The organism is Acinetobacter tandoii (assembly GCF_008867985.1).
GTDB classification, from domain to species: domain Bacteria; phylum Pseudomonadota; class Gammaproteobacteria; order Pseudomonadales; family Moraxellaceae; genus Acinetobacter; species Acinetobacter tandoii.
In genome coordinates this window covers 593,364-609,128 of record NZ_VXLD01000001.1, presented here as the reverse complement: position 1 = coordinate 609,128, position 15,765 = coordinate 593,364, and the positions used below count along the sequence as shown (strand labels likewise).

11 protein-coding genes and 2 pseudogenes are annotated in these 15,765 nt (G+C 41.2%); 5 read left to right on the top strand and 8 right to left on the bottom strand.

The window, feature by feature from the left end; all coding sequences use genetic code 11:
• Positions 1-134 precede the first annotated feature (134 nt).
• The 5 genes and pseudogenes from F4W09_RS03000 to F4W09_RS02980 form a co-directional block, all read right to left on the bottom strand.
• Complete coding sequence (locus F4W09_RS03000; RefSeq protein WP_151503967.1) at positions 135-1,568, bottom strand: sulfatase-like hydrolase/transferase; 1,434 nt, start codon at positions 1,566-1,568, stop codon at positions 135-137.
• Positions 1,569-1,861: 293 nt separating this feature from the next.
• Positions 1,862-2,131 (bottom strand): SPASM domain-containing protein, encoded by a 270-nt coding sequence (locus F4W09_RS17270; RefSeq protein ID WP_335878862.1) that lies wholly within the window; start codon positions 2,129-2,131, stop codon positions 1,862-1,864.
• Between the two features lie 6 nt (positions 2,132-2,137).
• Positions 2,138-3,127 (bottom strand): anaerobic sulfatase maturase, encoded by a 990-nt coding sequence (locus tag F4W09_RS02995; RefSeq protein ID WP_244948530.1) that lies wholly within the window; start codon positions 3,125-3,127, stop codon positions 2,138-2,140.
• A gap of 828 nt (positions 3,128-3,955) precedes the next feature.
• Positions 3,956-4,726 (bottom strand): annotated as a pseudogene (locus F4W09_RS02990) (LLM class flavin-dependent oxidoreductase); the annotation flags it as partial.
• 459 nt (positions 4,727-5,185) lie between these two features.
• Complete coding sequence (locus tag F4W09_RS02980) at positions 5,186-6,754, bottom strand: MFS transporter (protein ID WP_151503966.1); 1,569 nt, start codon at positions 6,752-6,754, stop codon at positions 5,186-5,188.
• Positions 6,755-6,889: 135 nt separating this feature from the next.
• On the opposite strand from F4W09_RS02980, the gene F4W09_RS02975 reads away from it, so the two are divergent.
• A complete protein-coding gene (locus tag F4W09_RS02975) occupies positions 6,890-7,792 on the top strand; it encodes a LysR family transcriptional regulator (protein ID WP_151503965.1) in 903 nt (300 codons plus the stop codon).
• A 163-nt stretch (positions 7,793-7,955) separates the two neighbouring features.
• Here F4W09_RS02975 and F4W09_RS02970 read toward each other — a convergent pair.
• Positions 7,956-8,244: pseudogene (locus tag F4W09_RS02970) on the bottom strand (transposase); the annotation flags it as partial.
• Positions 8,245-8,563: 319 nt separating this feature from the next.
• On the opposite strand from F4W09_RS02970, the gene mutS reads away from it, so the two are divergent.
• Positions 8,564-11,200, top strand: coding sequence for a DNA mismatch repair protein MutS (mutS, locus tag F4W09_RS02965; RefSeq protein WP_151503964.1), 2,637 nt, complete (start codon positions 8,564-8,566; stop codon positions 11,198-11,200).
• 58 nt (positions 11,201-11,258) lie between these two features.
• Here the strand turns inward: mutS and F4W09_RS02960 are convergent, their stop codons facing one another.
• Both F4W09_RS02960 and F4W09_RS02955 read right to left on the bottom strand, forming a co-directional pair.
• Positions 11,259-11,852: a GNAT family N-acetyltransferase gene (locus tag F4W09_RS02960; RefSeq protein ID WP_151503963.1), complete on the bottom strand. Its 594-nt coding sequence runs from the start codon at positions 11,850-11,852 to the stop codon at positions 11,259-11,261.
• Positions 11,853-11,871: 19 nt separating this feature from the next.
• Positions 11,872-12,507, bottom strand: coding sequence for an FMN-binding negative transcriptional regulator (locus tag F4W09_RS02955; protein WP_151503962.1), 636 nt, complete (start codon positions 12,505-12,507; stop codon positions 11,872-11,874).
• 116 nt (positions 12,508-12,623) lie between these two features.
• Here F4W09_RS02955 and pdxR point away from each other — a divergent pair, with 116 nt between their 5' ends.
• The 3 genes from pdxR (at position 12,624) to F4W09_RS02940 (ending at position 15,701) form a co-directional block, all read left to right on the top strand.
• Positions 12,624-14,105, top strand: coding sequence for a MocR-like pyridoxine biosynthesis transcription factor PdxR (gene pdxR / locus F4W09_RS02950; protein WP_151503961.1), 1,482 nt, complete (start codon positions 12,624-12,626; stop codon positions 14,103-14,105).
• Positions 14,106-14,525: 420 nt separating this feature from the next.
• Positions 14,526-14,849 carry a ferredoxin FdxA gene (fdxA, locus tag F4W09_RS02945; protein WP_004938070.1) on the top strand — a complete coding sequence of 108 codons (324 nt, stop codon included), beginning with the start codon at positions 14,526-14,528 and terminating at the stop codon, positions 14,847-14,849.
• Between the two features lie 135 nt (positions 14,850-14,984).
• A complete protein-coding gene (locus F4W09_RS02940) occupies positions 14,985-15,701 on the top strand; it encodes a M15 family metallopeptidase domain-containing protein (protein WP_044737941.1) in 717 nt (238 codons plus the stop codon).
• Positions 15,702-15,765: the final 64 nt, after the last annotated feature.

The following is a 15,765-nucleotide window of genomic DNA, read 5'->3' as shown; positions in this document are numbered from 1 at the left end:
TTGCATCGCCATTCAGTTACAATGCAATAAGGCACTAAAAAAGCCATATAGAGTTTATATGGCTTTAACTTTCAGACGCACTTTTAATCAGAAAAAGAGGCCAAACGAGAACAATTCAAGTTTAGCCCATACGATTACTGACTGCCTTTCGATAAAGTATCACCAACGATATTCGACATATCAAAGGACTTACTGCCCTGCACCGGTGGGTAGTCTTGTAAGGTTTTAATATGTGCTGCCACCAATTTATTCATTGGTTGCATTAACCAACTGACTTTCTGCATTAAATGCCCTTCAGAATCAATACTGTCATATGACTCCATTGGGTCCATACGCAAGTTAAAGACTTTTGGAACAGTCAATGGAACTACATTCGCATAGTAGTTTTCTTTGGTGGAAAAGTGAAATTTCCATGGTCCCATGCGAACTGCGGTTAATTTGTTTTCATAGTAGTAGAACATACTCTCACGGGCAGAATCCTCTTTCTGACCAGTCCAGTACGGTACATTATTGATACCATCGATATACTGCTTCTTCTCCTTCATGACCTTTTCAGCCACATCCGGTATACCCGCTGCAGCTGCCAATGATGTAAACATGTCCATATGGGTTTGGATACCATTTTTGATTTGGTCTGCTTTAATTGTACCCGGCCACTTCAACATAGATGGAACACGACCCCCCCCTTCATAGGTGGACATCTTCTCACCACGGAATGGTGTTGTACCACCATATGGCCATGAAGAATGCTCTGGACCGTTATCGGTTGAATACCAGATAATCGTATCTTCATCCAAACCATTGTCTTTTAAGAATTGCAGCACCAAGCCAATATCATGATCATGCTGCAACATCCCGCTACCATGGTAATCGGCCTCAGAAGTATATTTCTCTGCTGCGTATCTCCACTTATCATTCAAGCGTGTATATAGGTGCATACGGCTGGTATTCATCCAGACAAAAAATGGCTTCCCATCTGCTTTAGCTTGTTTCATAAAGCGTTCTGCATTTGGAATAATCTCGCTGGCATCAAAGTCTTTCATACGTTCTTGGGTTAATTGCCCAGTATCTTCACACTTCTGTTTACCTACTTTGCCAAAGCGAGGGTCTGTCGTACTGTCACTTTTAGCTGTGGCATAACAATGTAGAACCCCACGTGTTCCAAATTGTTTTTCATAGTCTTCAAGATTGCCCGCATATTTCTTACCAAAGGCCTGATAGTCGCGCTGTTCCGCTTCTTCTTGCGTATTTAAGTGGTAAAGGTTACCGTAGAACTCATCAAAACCATGTACAGTCGGCAAGTGCTCATTTCGATCCCCCAAATGGTTTTTACCAAACTGACCTGTGGCATAACCCGCACCTTTTAACACTTCAGCCAAACTTGGCGATTTGGCTTGAAGTCCTAATGGATCTCCCGGTTGACCAACCGTGGTCATACCGCTACGAATCGGATATTGCCCTGTAATAAAGGCAGCACGGCCTGCAGTTGAACTGGGTTGGGCATAGTGATCGGTAAACCGAATCCCCTGTTTTCCAATACTGTCAATATTGGGCGTAGTGTAGCCCATCGTTTTCCCATGCCATAGGCACTGACATTCTGCCAGCCAATGTCATCGCCCCAAATGACTAAAATATTGGGTTGTTTTGCAAAGGTTGTTGCTGACAGCAACGCACCTCCAATGAGGGCGACGGAACGTGCAATTAGACTTTTCCGCATGGTATTTCTCCTTATTCGGATTGTTATGAAGCACTAGAGTTTTTTTTATTTCACGAAGTCTAGTTTTATGGGTGACTTCGTCACAGCTTTTTTACTTCTTTTTGGAAGCAGAGATACTCTTCTGCATCAGTTACAACAGTTGTTTTAATAGGGTTGTAAACGCTTTGAAATCTCGTTTTTAGATAAGGTTGCGGTATGGAAAAACTTTTTTAGTCCTGAACAAAGGTAATGTAAACCTGCTTCACCATCGGGAGTTTTTAAAAAGCGGTCTTTAGGACAGTCCCCCCAACAATACTGCACATAAGGACAGCTTGTACAATATTTAGGCAGTGTTTTATATTTATCATAAGCAAATTTCTTTTGCTGTTCGGAAAAAACCAGATCCCCTTGATGAATATCCTGAATATTGCCCAGTTTATATTAAGGATAGACAAAATGGTCACAGGAAAAGAGATCGCCATTATGTTCAACTGCCAATGCTTTTCCGCAAATTTGCCCTGAAACACATTTTTGTGGACCATAGCCAAACATCATAGAAATCATATTTTCAAACTGATCGATAAAAACTTTGCCAAAATCTTTATTCAACCATTCGCCCCAAACGCGGGAAAGAAAATAGCCCCAGTCATCGGCAGCAATCGACCAATCGGTCACAACCGAATCTGACGTACCTGGTTGAGCCGCTGAACTGCCAAGGGTCGGTAAATCATCGAGCTTCCAATGCCCCGGCGCAGTTTGTTGGAACTGTGCGCTTTCCATCCCTGGAATAAACTGAATCATACGTGGTCGAACGTGGTCACGGATAAAGCGATACACATCAATGGGCCGCTTTGCATTATCTCGGTTCACCACACATAGCGCATTAAACGGAATTTGGTAGTGATGGAGGAGCTCTGCTGCATGCATTACTTTAGCATGGGTCGGTTTGCCGCCTTTGTTATAACGATGTTTATCATGAAACTCAGCAGGACCATCAATAGATAAACCCACTAAAAAGTTATGTCTTTTGAGAAAAGCACACCATTCTTCGTCAAGCAAGGTGCCGTTGGTTTGTAAGTCATTTTCAATGCGCTGATTGGGTTTCTTATACTTCTGTTGCAGCTCAACCACTCTTTCAAAAAATGCTAAACCCATCAGCGTCGGTTCACCACCTTGCCAGCTAAACACCACTTCATCGGCCGTTTGCGCTTGGATGTATTGTTTAATGTGTAGCTCAAGCAGTGACTCTGTCATACGTGGCATTTTGGGTTGATGCAACATGTCTTGCTTATGTAAATAAAAGCAATAGCTACAGTCTAAGTTACACTGTGCACCCGAGGGTTTAATCATGACATGATAACGGTATACTTGCACCATTATTTGGGCTGTTCTCAGTGGTGGGGATTCTGTCTGTGTTGGTATAATGCGCATTGGCTGCTCCCCTGTTTATTCTTGATCTACATCATTTATTTTTTATGCATAGACTGATAGTAAATAATTAAAAAAAACTGTGCAAGCATTGCGTCTTAAAACGTTTAATGGATTCATAAACATTTAAATTACAAGTGTTTTACTTGGTTTTCATAACATCTTCTATTTATGTAGCTTTCAATTTTTCTAATCAATCACCATGGGATATATTTGCTTTCGACTTTGAAGTTTCTGTCCAAGATAGTTGAGTCAATTCTTTGAGCAGCATGAATAGCATCTAAAATTATGACGTAGATTTAGTGTGAAATCCTATTACTAAAACATAAAACCAAAAATATCCGAATGGACTGATTTAAAAAACTAAGCATTTATTAAGAACAAGTCTTCTGGCTCATTAGAAATGAAATCCATACACTTCTTTTTAGGTATGTTCCACTTGAGCTGTCCATCATTGTGGTAACTATGCTTGGCTGAAGCAGCCTATAAGCAGAACATCTAAACAACGTCATCAGCTTACAGGTCTGATCAAGCAATTTTGGCTAGAATCGGAAAGTATGAGAGAAGTAATCCAAACTAATATAATATTCATAAGCAACTGTTAATTCGGATAACACTTTTCTGGTTTGAACATGGGCTAAAACTAAAAGGTCAAATGATTTACTGTTAGGTCTTTGTTGCCTTTTACTGCTATCGAAAATCTTACCACCGTTTAAGTCAACACTATTAGCTTTAACGTAGTTGTCATCAATCATAATAGTTTTAGTCCATCCGCCTTAATAAACCAAGACTTTTAATCAAAGTCTTGGTTTTATATGATTGAGTTCGATTCTAGGCAATACGATAGTTTGACTCTTCTGGAATACGTTGCAATCCCTGACGTTGCTTTTTAAAGTATGGAAAAACGTGTTCACCAAGACGGTAGGACTCTTCAAGATGTGGATAGCCAGCAAGAAAGAATAACTCTATGCCAATGCTATTGTATTCTTCAATACGCTCAATAATCTGTTGGTAGCTGCCTACCAAAGCAACACTGGGTGGCACACCAATATATCCAAATCCAGACCAAACATTTGGATGGATAAAAAAGTCACTGACATTTTTACTGCCATCTTTTTCGGCATACTCTTTTTCGAAGCTTAATACCCGCGCTGAGCGTAAACCCGCATGGGCTGCCGCCGCGTGTAAACGTTGCTTTTCAGCAGCTTCATCGAGAAAGCGCTGTGCCTCTGCCAATGCTTCTTGTTCGGTACGGCGAGCAATCGTATCGATTGATAGGCCAAATTTTATATTTTCACGACCATACTTTTTTGCACGAGCACGTACATCGGCAATCAATGCTGCAATTTCTGCTGGTTTTTCAGCTCGCATTAAATAATAGTCGGCATGTTTTGCTCCAAACTCACGAGCAGCTTCCGAAGAACCTGCTGTGCAAATAATGGGAAGGCTTGCTTTATTTAGTGGATATTTTAAACCACCGCCTTCTACCGAATAGTACTTTCCTTTATAGTGAAATGAAGGATTATTCCAATATCCTTTTACAACATCTAGAAACTCTGTAGCACGTGCATCACGTTCATCATGTGGTAAGTCATCGCCTAACCCAATCTATAATTTTTAAAATTACTCCTCAGCCCTTTAAATAGTGCCATTATTTACTTCTGATGGTTAAATTCAATCCTAACCATTAGGCCACAACAACATTTGTCCGACGTAACTCAACTTTTCCGTGATATAAATCGACAATTTGCTTAACAATCGATAAGCCGAGGCTACTGTCAATAATGACGCTGTTTTGATTCACTCTATAAAATCTTTGGAAAATCAGAGGTGTTTTGTGCTTCATCCAAACCAATTTCATTATCCTCAATCTGTACAAAATGGCTTTGTTGCATAAAGCCTTTAAAGATAGAACATTTCTAAGTCACTCAAATTTAAGTGATAACTTGGGTATGCGGTCTGCTTAATTCTGCAAAAAGAAGCACTTTTGCTCCGCTATTTACACTATTACTGTATCACATACAAATATATCCAAAGACTGACTAATCAATGGAGCGACCGTCATATCGTGTCTGACTTTGATTCAATATGCTTATTGTCTGAATAACTGCAATTCGTACGCGATGTGCGATTCAGGAAGAAGAAGGCAATAAGAGCAGACAAAAGAGTAATGACGATCAAAACATGAGTCAGACTCTGGAAAGCATTGGTATAACTCGAGAGAAGAAGGTTGCGACTCATCTCCGGCAATATTGCAGATGCAGAAGAGAGATCGCCTACTGCAATATGCTGTGATGCTTCCGTGATTCGCAAAGCTGTAACAGAGCTCGCACTATTTGATAATAAAAACTGTAGCTTCATGCTAGCGAAAGTCGACAGCAAGGCTATGGTAATGGCCAGCGCAACACCCTCGCTCGCAACTCGCGTGGTATTAAAAATACCAGTCGCCATCCCTGCCCTCTCTATAGGCACGACACTGATTGCAAGCCCGTCCATGAGTCCCCACGGCATACCAGCGCCAATCCCAATAAGTAACATTGCAATGATGACGGCATACCCAGAGTGACCATCATTGATCAAACCAAGCAAATAAAGCCCAATGGCAGCGATTAAAAAACCAATTCCGCACAGAACACTGGCTGAGACCCAGCGTGTCAACGAAGCAACCAGCATGGGGATCACAAGCAGTGGTGCAGATAAAGCCAGCATCAACTGACCTGCTTCGATTTCAGAATAGCCACCAACGCCAATAAAGCGCAGCGGTAATAGTACAATCAACACGATATAGCAATAACAAGTTCCGATAGGCAGCATCTGCACGCCTATAAAACGTGGATAACGAAACAAACTGAGATCAAGCATTGGTTTCGTCACCCGTAGTTCAATTAAAATAAAGATGACCGACAAAACCAATGAGGCAATCAATAAAGTCATCACCTTTGGACTCATCCAGCCACTTTCAGGCACCTCAATGACACTAAATGTGAAAAGCGTCAAGGCCCCTGTAAAGGTCAGCATCCCTAACCAGTCGAATCCTGTTGCATCGGGATCGCGTGTTTCACGCATTTGTGACATTCCCAAAATCAGTGCCACAGTACCAATGCCTGCAATTGCAAAGAAAATTGACGGCCAACCAAATATATCAATCAATGCACCGGCCATTAGAGGACCGAAAGCAAGGCCTACCCCAAAGCTTGTGCCCAGCATACTGAAAGCGCGTGTACGCGCATGTCCCTCGAACTCCTGTGCCAGCGCAGATGAACCACCAGACAGCGATGCCGCTGCAGCAGCTCCCTGTATGGCACGTAATACATCAAGCCATGCTACAGTCGAGCACACGCTTAAAACCAGCGAAGTAATAATGAATAATGCCATACCCAGAATAAACATCCGTTTCCGACCAAATTTATCGGCCAAGGCCCCAGCGGCCATTAACAGACTGCCAAAACTTAACATAAAAGCGTTGGTGATCCATGTAAGGGCTGTGGCACTACCGCCCAAAGTATGGCCAATCATAGGCGTTGCAACTACTCCTCCGGTAAAGCTCAATGGCAGGACTACCGCAGCAAGGCAGATCGAAACCAGAATGAGCACTTTGCTGCGGTCAGTGGTGAAAGTCGCATTTGTCATGGAAATACCTATTTTGAAAAGGATGGATTCAGTGAATGGATTGCTATGATGAGTATAAATTCGACTTAATATTAGATAAATACGATATAATTCCACTTATAATGGAATAAAATTCTATAATTAATCGAGTATTTCATGGATAACTTTAATGGAATTGTCTACTTCGTAAAAACAGCTGAAGCACTCAGCTTTGTCGGCGCTGCCCGCGCACTCGGTGTTTCAGCATCTGCTGTGGGTAAAAGTATTGCTAAGCTTGAACAAACAATGGGAGTACGATTGTTTCAGCGCAGCACGCGCAAAGTTAATTTGACTGCTGAAGGTGAGATGTTCTATCAGCGTTGTCGATCAATCTTGGACGATCTCGACGAAGCACAGGCCATGCTGTCGCATCCCATTCAGACACCACGCGGTAAGCTACGATTAAGCTTGCCGACTATCGGTTACCACTTCTTACTTCCTGAGCTACCTGAATTTCGCCGACTTTATCCAGAAATTGAGCTAGACATTGATTTTAATGACCAACTTGTCGATGTCATCAAGGAAGGTTTTGATATCGTCATACGTAGTGGAGATCTGCCAGATTCTAAACTGATGTCGCAGCGGCTAGGAACGTGTCGCCACGTATTGTGTGCAGCGCCTGCATATCTGGCACATAGGGGCATCCCACGCACACCTGTTGAATTGGAACAGCATGACTGCATACGTTATCGCTTTCCAAATACTGGGAAGCTCATGGCATGGACGATGTCAGCCGATCCCCTCTGGTCACAACTACGGTTAAATACCATCTTAACGTTTAACAACATGGAGGCTGTATTGACTGCTACGATTGATGGGCACGGGATTGCTTACATGCCTGATTTCTTGGTGCATAAAGCTTTCGACGAGGGAAAGCTTCAAATTGTATTGAATAATGCCGAACGGGAACTCGTTCAGTTCTGGGCATTATGGCCGTCAAACCGTCATCTTTCTCCCAAAATCAGGGCTTTTATGGATTTTATTTCAAAGAAGTTGTTTAGACTAAACTGGCTTTGTTGAACAAAGATTTAAAAATTAAGATTTCCTATATCTACTCAAATTTACATGGCAATTTGGGTGTGAGCTCGGCCTAATTCCGTAAATTCATTTAAGACTTGAGCAGCATTGCTACGCAAGGTGCATGCATCTCATTGACTTGGCTTTGAAAGTTTCTCGCACTGATCCATTCACCTTCACTTAAAAACTTTAAGCCAGTGGAGTCGACGAGTAGATGAAGACCATCACTACTTTTTTGATAGCTAATCGCAATATCAATATGCTTTTGTTTTCTGCAAAGGGTAGAATAATCCAGAGCGGTCCAGTTCAAACCAGATCGTTTAATGAGACTTTGAACAAAGCCAGTAGCCATCCTTAAAGAAAGTCTAAATAGAGATTTGATCATCAAACAACATTGAATAGCTGTATCGGAATAGATCTGATTTCGACAAAGCTCGGTTGTTATAGGAGGACAAATTGGCTGTACGATAGGTTTTCGGTGCAGACTTCTTCTTTTTGAAATTATATTGCTGAAGAAACCTTTAAAATAGATTTGTGCAACAAAGCCGTTTCAACCTTTTCTAAGATTTCATTTCTCTTTTGTTCATTGACCTGAATTTGCTACCATACGCACCTGAGTCAGTAGAGAACTAACTCGCTCACTCCGCCAAGATCTTTTACATGTTTATAGATGGTCTTTTTTCTACTTAGAATAGAATCTACAAATCTATATTTTTGTAAATTCTAAAATTCAACCTATATTTTATATTATTGAAACTTAAGGATTTCATATACATGAGCTTGCAAGACATCATAGCCAATATTGATTCACACACCCCTATGATGCAACAGTATTTAAAAGTCAAAATGCAGCATCCTCATGCCTTAATGTTTTATCGTATGGGCGATTTCTACGAACTTTTTTTTGACGATGCGCATAAAGCAGCCAAACTGCTCGGCATTACGCTTACCCACCGTGGTAAAACCAATGGTAACCCAATCCCAATGGCTGGCGTACCCTTTCATGCCGCAGAAGGTTATCTCGCACGTCTAGTCAAAAAAGGCGAAACTGTCGTGATTTGCGAACAAGTGGGCGAAGTCACAGGCAAAGGCCCTGTAGATCGTCAGGTGGTTCGTATTCTCACCCCTGGTACACTCACTGATGATGCCTTACTCAATAGTCATCAATCTTCGAATTTGGTTGCACTATGCTTACAGCAAAACCAAATTGGTATTGCTCTACTCGACTTAAGTGCAGGTATTTTTAAAGTCCAACAGCAGGATTTCAAGCTAGAACAATTGAGCATCGAACTGGCACGTCTTATGCCAAGTGAAATTCTAGTCGATGAAGATATTGTTGACCCCAACATTTTAGAACAAGTCAAAAAACAACTCGACTGTCCTGTGACTAAGCGCCCAAATGTGGACTTTAATTTAAATAATGCGCAAAAAACCTTGTGTGATCAGCTTGGGGTTTCAACGCTTTCTGGTTTTGGGATTGATCATTTGCCGTTGGCAAAAGCTGCGGCGGCCGCACTGATTCATTATGCCAAAGAAACACAAAAAACCGCATTGCCCCACATCCGAAGTATTCAGTTAGAACAAAGCAGTGACTTTATTGCACTTGATCCTGTGACACGTCGCAACTTAGAAATTGTGGATCCGTTATTCGAACATGGGACGTCATTATTTCAACTCATCAATGATTGCCAAACTGCTATGGGAAGTCGGTTATTAAGCCGAACCCTCATGCAACCACTACGCGATACAGCTCTACTTGATGCACGTCTTGACGCCATTCAAGCTTTTATTGATGGTTATCATGAAGCTCCTATTCGATTAGTCCTGAAAGAAATTGGGGACATTGAACGCGTGCTTAGCCGCGTTGCTCTAGGAAGCGCGCGTCCACGCGACTTGGTACAACTGCGTCAGGCGAGCGCCCAGCTTCCATTTTTACGTCATGCTTTAAACCCAGTTGTAACCAATCAACAATCTCGATTGGTTCAACAGTTAAATGAGGAATTAGGTGATTTTAATGGTTTATACCAGCGCCTCCTCGCAGCAATCGTTGAAAATCCACCTGTGCTGTTACGTGATGGCAATGTCATAGCAGAAGGGTTTGACAGTGAACTGGATGAATTACGCAAAATACGTGACCATGCTGGGCAGTTCCTGATCGATTTAGAAATTAAAGAGCGTGAACAATCTGGTATTCCTACCCTGAAAATCGGCTATAACCGTGTCAGTGGCTATTACATAGAGTTAACTCGTGCTCAGGCAGAACAGGCACCCGAACACTATATTCGTCGTCAGACCCTCAAAAATGCCGAACGCTATATCACGCCAGAACTGAAAAGTTTTGAAGATAAAGTGTTATCCAGTGAATCTCGTGCATTAGCGCGTGAAAAAATGCTGTTTGAAATGCTTTTAGATGAGCTACGTCAAGATATTGCAAATTTACAAGTTATGAGCGCAGCCATCGCTCAAATTGATTTGCTCAGTAATTTTGCACATCAAGCCCGTTTAAGAAACTGGTCTAGACCTGAATTTAGCCCAGAAACGGGCATCAAAATTATGGCAGGTCGTCATCCAGTGGTAGAAGCATTAAATAAAACTGCATTTACCCCAAATGACACACATCTAGATTATGCACATCGCATGGCGATTATTACGGGTCCAAATATGGGCGGTAAATCGACCTTTATGCGTCAAACCGCGCTCATTAGTTTACTGGCTTATTGTGGTAGTTTTGTCCCTGCGCAGTCCGCTACGCTAGGTCCGATTGACCGTATTTTTACCCGTATTGGATCCGCCGATGATTTATCGACAGGCAAATCGACCTTTATGGTGGAAATGACTGAAACTTCGCAAATTCTGCATCATGCCACCAACCAATCCTTGGTGCTCATGGATGAAGTAGGTCGTGGAACCAGTACCTATGACGGCTTGTCCTTGGCTTGGGCTTGTGTTTTAGACCTAAGTAAACGAGTGAAATGCTTATGCTTGTTTGCCACCCATTACTTTGAACTGACTGAACTGAGTAAAGAATCGGGCATTTACAATTATCATGTCAGCGCCAAAGAACTGAATGGTAATTTGATTTTGCTGCATAAAGTACAACAAGGTCCTGCCAGTCAGAGTCATGGCCTACAAGTCGCAAAATTAGCGGGTATTCCTGCCAATGTGATTAAAGAAGCGCAAAACCGTTTAAGAATTTTAGAGCGCCAACAGCAACAGCACGTCAATACTGCGGTACAACGTGATTTATTTGCACCTGCCGTGCAAGCGGAGCCTAATATTATTGAACGCGTTGTTGAAGTTGAAAAAGTCTCTCCAGCACTGGAAATTTTAAAAGCGTTAGATGTCGATAACCTAACCCCACGTGAAGCTTTACAGCATTTGTATCAACTGAAAGAACAATTAGAAAGTTAAGCTTTTAAAAAAGGTCGGTTGAATATCACCGACCTTTTCATTTTGAGCATCACTTCACTCATCGAGATTGCTCAAGTTTCCACGTTAAGTTTTGTTGTACGGCAGGCCATTCATTTTTCAAAATACTGTATACATAGGTATCACGTAAAATATCATCCTGCACGATTTGATGGCTTCTTAACACGCCATCTAATTTCGCCCCTAAGCGTTCAATTGCAGCACGACTTTTCAAATTAAAAGACGATGTTCTGAACTCAACGGCAATACAGTTTAATATTTCAAATGCATGCTTAAGCAGTAATTGCTTCGCCTCTGTATTCACAGCACTCCGCTGAACAGATTGTCTATACCATGTTGAACCAATTTCCACGCGACGATGCTCAGCAACCACGTTCATATAGCTGGTCATGCCAAGGATCTGACCACTGTGCTGTTCAATCACCACAAAGGGCAACATACTTCCCATCTGCTGCAACTCAAGTCGTCTTTTTATCTCGCTATGTATAAGTTCAGGTTTAGGAATAAAGGTATACCAAAGTTTCCAGAGTTCACCATCACACACAGCTTCTCTCAGTGCTAACTCATGCTCTAAACTCAAAGGTTCCAATTTAATGTTTTTACCCACCAAAGTGACTGGCATTAACCACGACATGTTTCATCTTCCTTTAGAGTTAATTTTTGGATGCTGCCACTTGGTACATTGCTTTGCTTATCTCCCGCTGTCCTGTTGTAGATAATGCATGTGCGACACCCACTATATCTCGATGCTCTTTATTCTGCCCCAATTTGGATTTGCCCTGAATTTTGGTAATTTCAATCTCTATCCCTACGATGGCTTTTAACATTGGCTCGATATAATTTTTTGGCGCATCTGACATTTTCCATGGTTCAGCTTGCATGGCTTCATGGGTACGGGTTAAACGTGCCACCACTCCACGTACATAACGCTCATCATCACGTATTTTGACCTTGCCATGCGCATGAATTACTCGATAGTTCCAAGTGGGCACTTGCTGGTGATGCTCTTGTTTACTCGGATACCATTGTGGCGAAATATAGGCATCACCTGCTCGAAAGACTACCAGCACTTCATCACCATCTTGAACATCTTGCCAAACTGGATTTTTCCTTGCTACATGTGCATGCAGTATACCCAATTCAGTCACCTCAGTATCAAGTTCAAAAGGCAGATGATTCGCATCTAAACCACTTTGCCCATGCGTTAGCAAAATTCCCAAAGGATATTGTTGTATGAGTTCATGCAGGATATCTATTTGTGTTTCTTCAAATTCAACGGGGACGTACATGGTCTATAACTCCTCTTATGTTCCTAATCTCAGTCTGTATTTCCTGTTGTAAATTTTCAGTTTTAATTGGATTATAAAAAAGAACCAGTTTATCTAAATTTTAGTAGACCAGAATTATGGCAAGAATGACCAAAGTAATAGATCTTCCATCGATGACAAAACTGAATAAGGCGAATGGGCAGATCAGCACTCAACTCATTCATATTTTTAGAGCAGCCGTTCAACAGGGTGATTTACAATCTGGTGATGCCTTACCCTCTTCCCGTGAGCTAGCACAAACATTAAATGTTGCCCGGGGTACTGTGATTGAAGCTTATGAGCAACTTATCGCAGAAGGTGTATTTGAATCTCATGCCCGAAAAGGGACTTTTGTTTCACAAACTTTAAACCATTCGACTACAGAGACGTTAAAAAGAGAAAAACAAGAAACCGACATCCCGCTTACATCAGCTGCACAAGCATTTGCAGAAATACTCAAAGAATTTAGACCATTACCGCATCGACCTTTTGCCGTTTCTGTGCCCACAGGCCGTACTCAACCGAATGATATGTGGCGGAAATATGGCAATCAATACCGTGCCCGTGGCATAGCAGCACCGTCAAGTTATGATGATCCACAAGGCATATTGTCTTTACGCATTGCTATTGCTGATTATGTTCGGCGTTCGCGTTCTGTGCATTGTGACCCTGCACAAATTGTGATTACTAGCGGAATCCAACAAGCACTTTATATTTGCAGTCAAATTTTATTCAATGCGAATGATACCGTTTGGGTTGAAGATCCTGCTTACCGTGGGACTACAGCCATACTTGAGCATTCATTACATCATTTAAAAATCATACGTGTACCTGTTGATGAAGAAGGCATTCAAGTCAATATAGGTCGTACACTTGCGGAAAATGCCCGTGCTGCATTTGTGACTCCTTCTCATCAATACCCGATCGGTATGCCGATGAGCTTAGCAAGACGAACCGCATTACTCGCATGGGCAAAACAGCAGAATGCTTGGATTATTGAAGATGATTACGACAGCGAACTTCGCTACAGTGGCCAACCGTTTCCTGCACTACAAGGCATGGCATCGGATCAAGTCATATATTTGGGTACGTTTAGCAAAGTCCTTTTTCCATCATTACGTTTAGGTTATGCCATTCTGCCAAAAAAACTGGTTGCTGCATTTTGTGGGCTAAGAGCATTGATTGACCGTCACCCACCTTCAGCCGATCAGCATGTATTGGCAGCCTTTATTCAAGAAGGTCATTTAGAAAGACATATTCGGCGTATACGAAAAGTTTATGCAGAAAATCGTCTGCAATTAATCGATATGATAGAACGCCACATACCAAAACACCTTGGCGTTTTACAGTCAGGTGATCAAGGTATGCATATGTTGCTATGGCTAGCCGATCATTTAGATGACCGTGCTATTGCCCAATCAGCACTTGAGTCAGGTATATCCATTAAAGCCATTTCACCCACTTATTCAAATCAAACGAAACGTTCTGGACTTATACTCGGATTAGGAGACTTTGATATTCAACAAATGGAGCACGCTATAACTCAGTTGGCAAAAATCATTCAACACCATGACAGATAAAAAAATGAAAGAGACTATTGAAGCTTATAGCGCCTTATTGAATAGGTACTTTTGTTTGAATGAACTACTTTTTTAATGGTATATCGATGACTTTCTAGGCAAAAAAATTAAGAATTTAATCATTCAGGTACTTACTTTAACTTTGAAATTTTTCATTTCCAATATACTCTGTAATTTTATTACGCCATAATACGAAAACCAAAAAATACCGTAACAAACTGTTTTTTATAATTTATTTTATATATAAACAATATTTATGTCAGTTTCTCAAATATATTATTGCTATCAATTATCATTTACTTAAATGTATGTCACGCATTTAAATAACAAATATCAATAAAAGCAATTGTTAGTTATCCCCATTTTTGCCTAAAATACGGGATGAGTAATTAAAACCATATTATTTAGGTAGCTGTCGCCATGACCTTTGTTGTCACTGAAAACTGTATTAAATGTAAATATCAAGACTGTGTAGAAGTTTGCCCTGTTGACTGTTTCTACGAAGGTCCTAACTTCTTGGTGATTAACCCAGATGAATGTATCGACTGTGCATTATGCGAACCAGAATGCCCTGCAAATGCAATTTTCTCTGAAGATGAGTTGCCAGAAGGTCAAGAAGTATTTATCGAACTAAATGCAGAACTTGCACAAAAATGGCCAAACATTACTCAAATTGGTGACCAACCTGCCGACCGTGAAGAATGGAATGGTAAGGCAGACAAGTTACAATATCTTGAAAAATAAGCCATAAAAAAAGATCAGCAATTGCTGATCTTTTTTTATACCAAAAACACACATTTGATTGCAAATTTTCCAAATTTACTCCCCCCTTTTCGATTAAAATAAGCACCTATATTTCTAAGCATTTGATTTTCATACATGAAGCAATTTTTCAAGGGCGTGCTCAGTTTGAGTATCATCCCTCTGGTTATGATCGGATGTAGTTCATCTCCTCATAAATCTGGGCAAGGCACACCTCATGGAAAACGGATTTTCATTCCTCACGAACGTGTAAGCGTCGAACGCCCAATCCCTCCTAAAATTATTCCATATACCTATAATAGTTGGGTCGCTGCCAGTGATAACTTGCGACGCGTACGTGAATATGAAGTTTTCCTAGAAAAAAATAATGTCGGGAATATTATTCCGACTTTTGAATTATTACGTACCGCACGTGACTGGCAAAAGTGTGGACGTTCTCAATATATGATTCCAACTCGTGAGTTGTGGGCAAATCAGATCCCCACACTTAAGGTTTTTAAATATCTTGTCGCATCCAAAGTATTAACCGACTTTGAAGTCACGTCTGTTTACCGTGACTTAACGCTAAACCAATGTGCTGGGGGTGCAAGCTCTTCACGCCACTTGTTTAATTCAGCAATCGACTTCCGTATTGGCCCCGAATATCCACAACCGGAAGATTACACGTTTATTGAAAATACCAAATTTAAGCTGTGTCAGTTCTGGGAACAATATGGTCAAAGTCTCAATATGGGTCTAGGTTTGTATGCTTCTGGACAAATCCATATTGATACTCAAGGCTTTCGTACTTGGGGGCCTGATTTAAGTCGTTCCTCATCCATGTGTAATTATTAACATGTATTCCATGACAGAGGTCTAAGCACCTCTGTCTTTTATTTTCAGTGATTAATATTCTGAG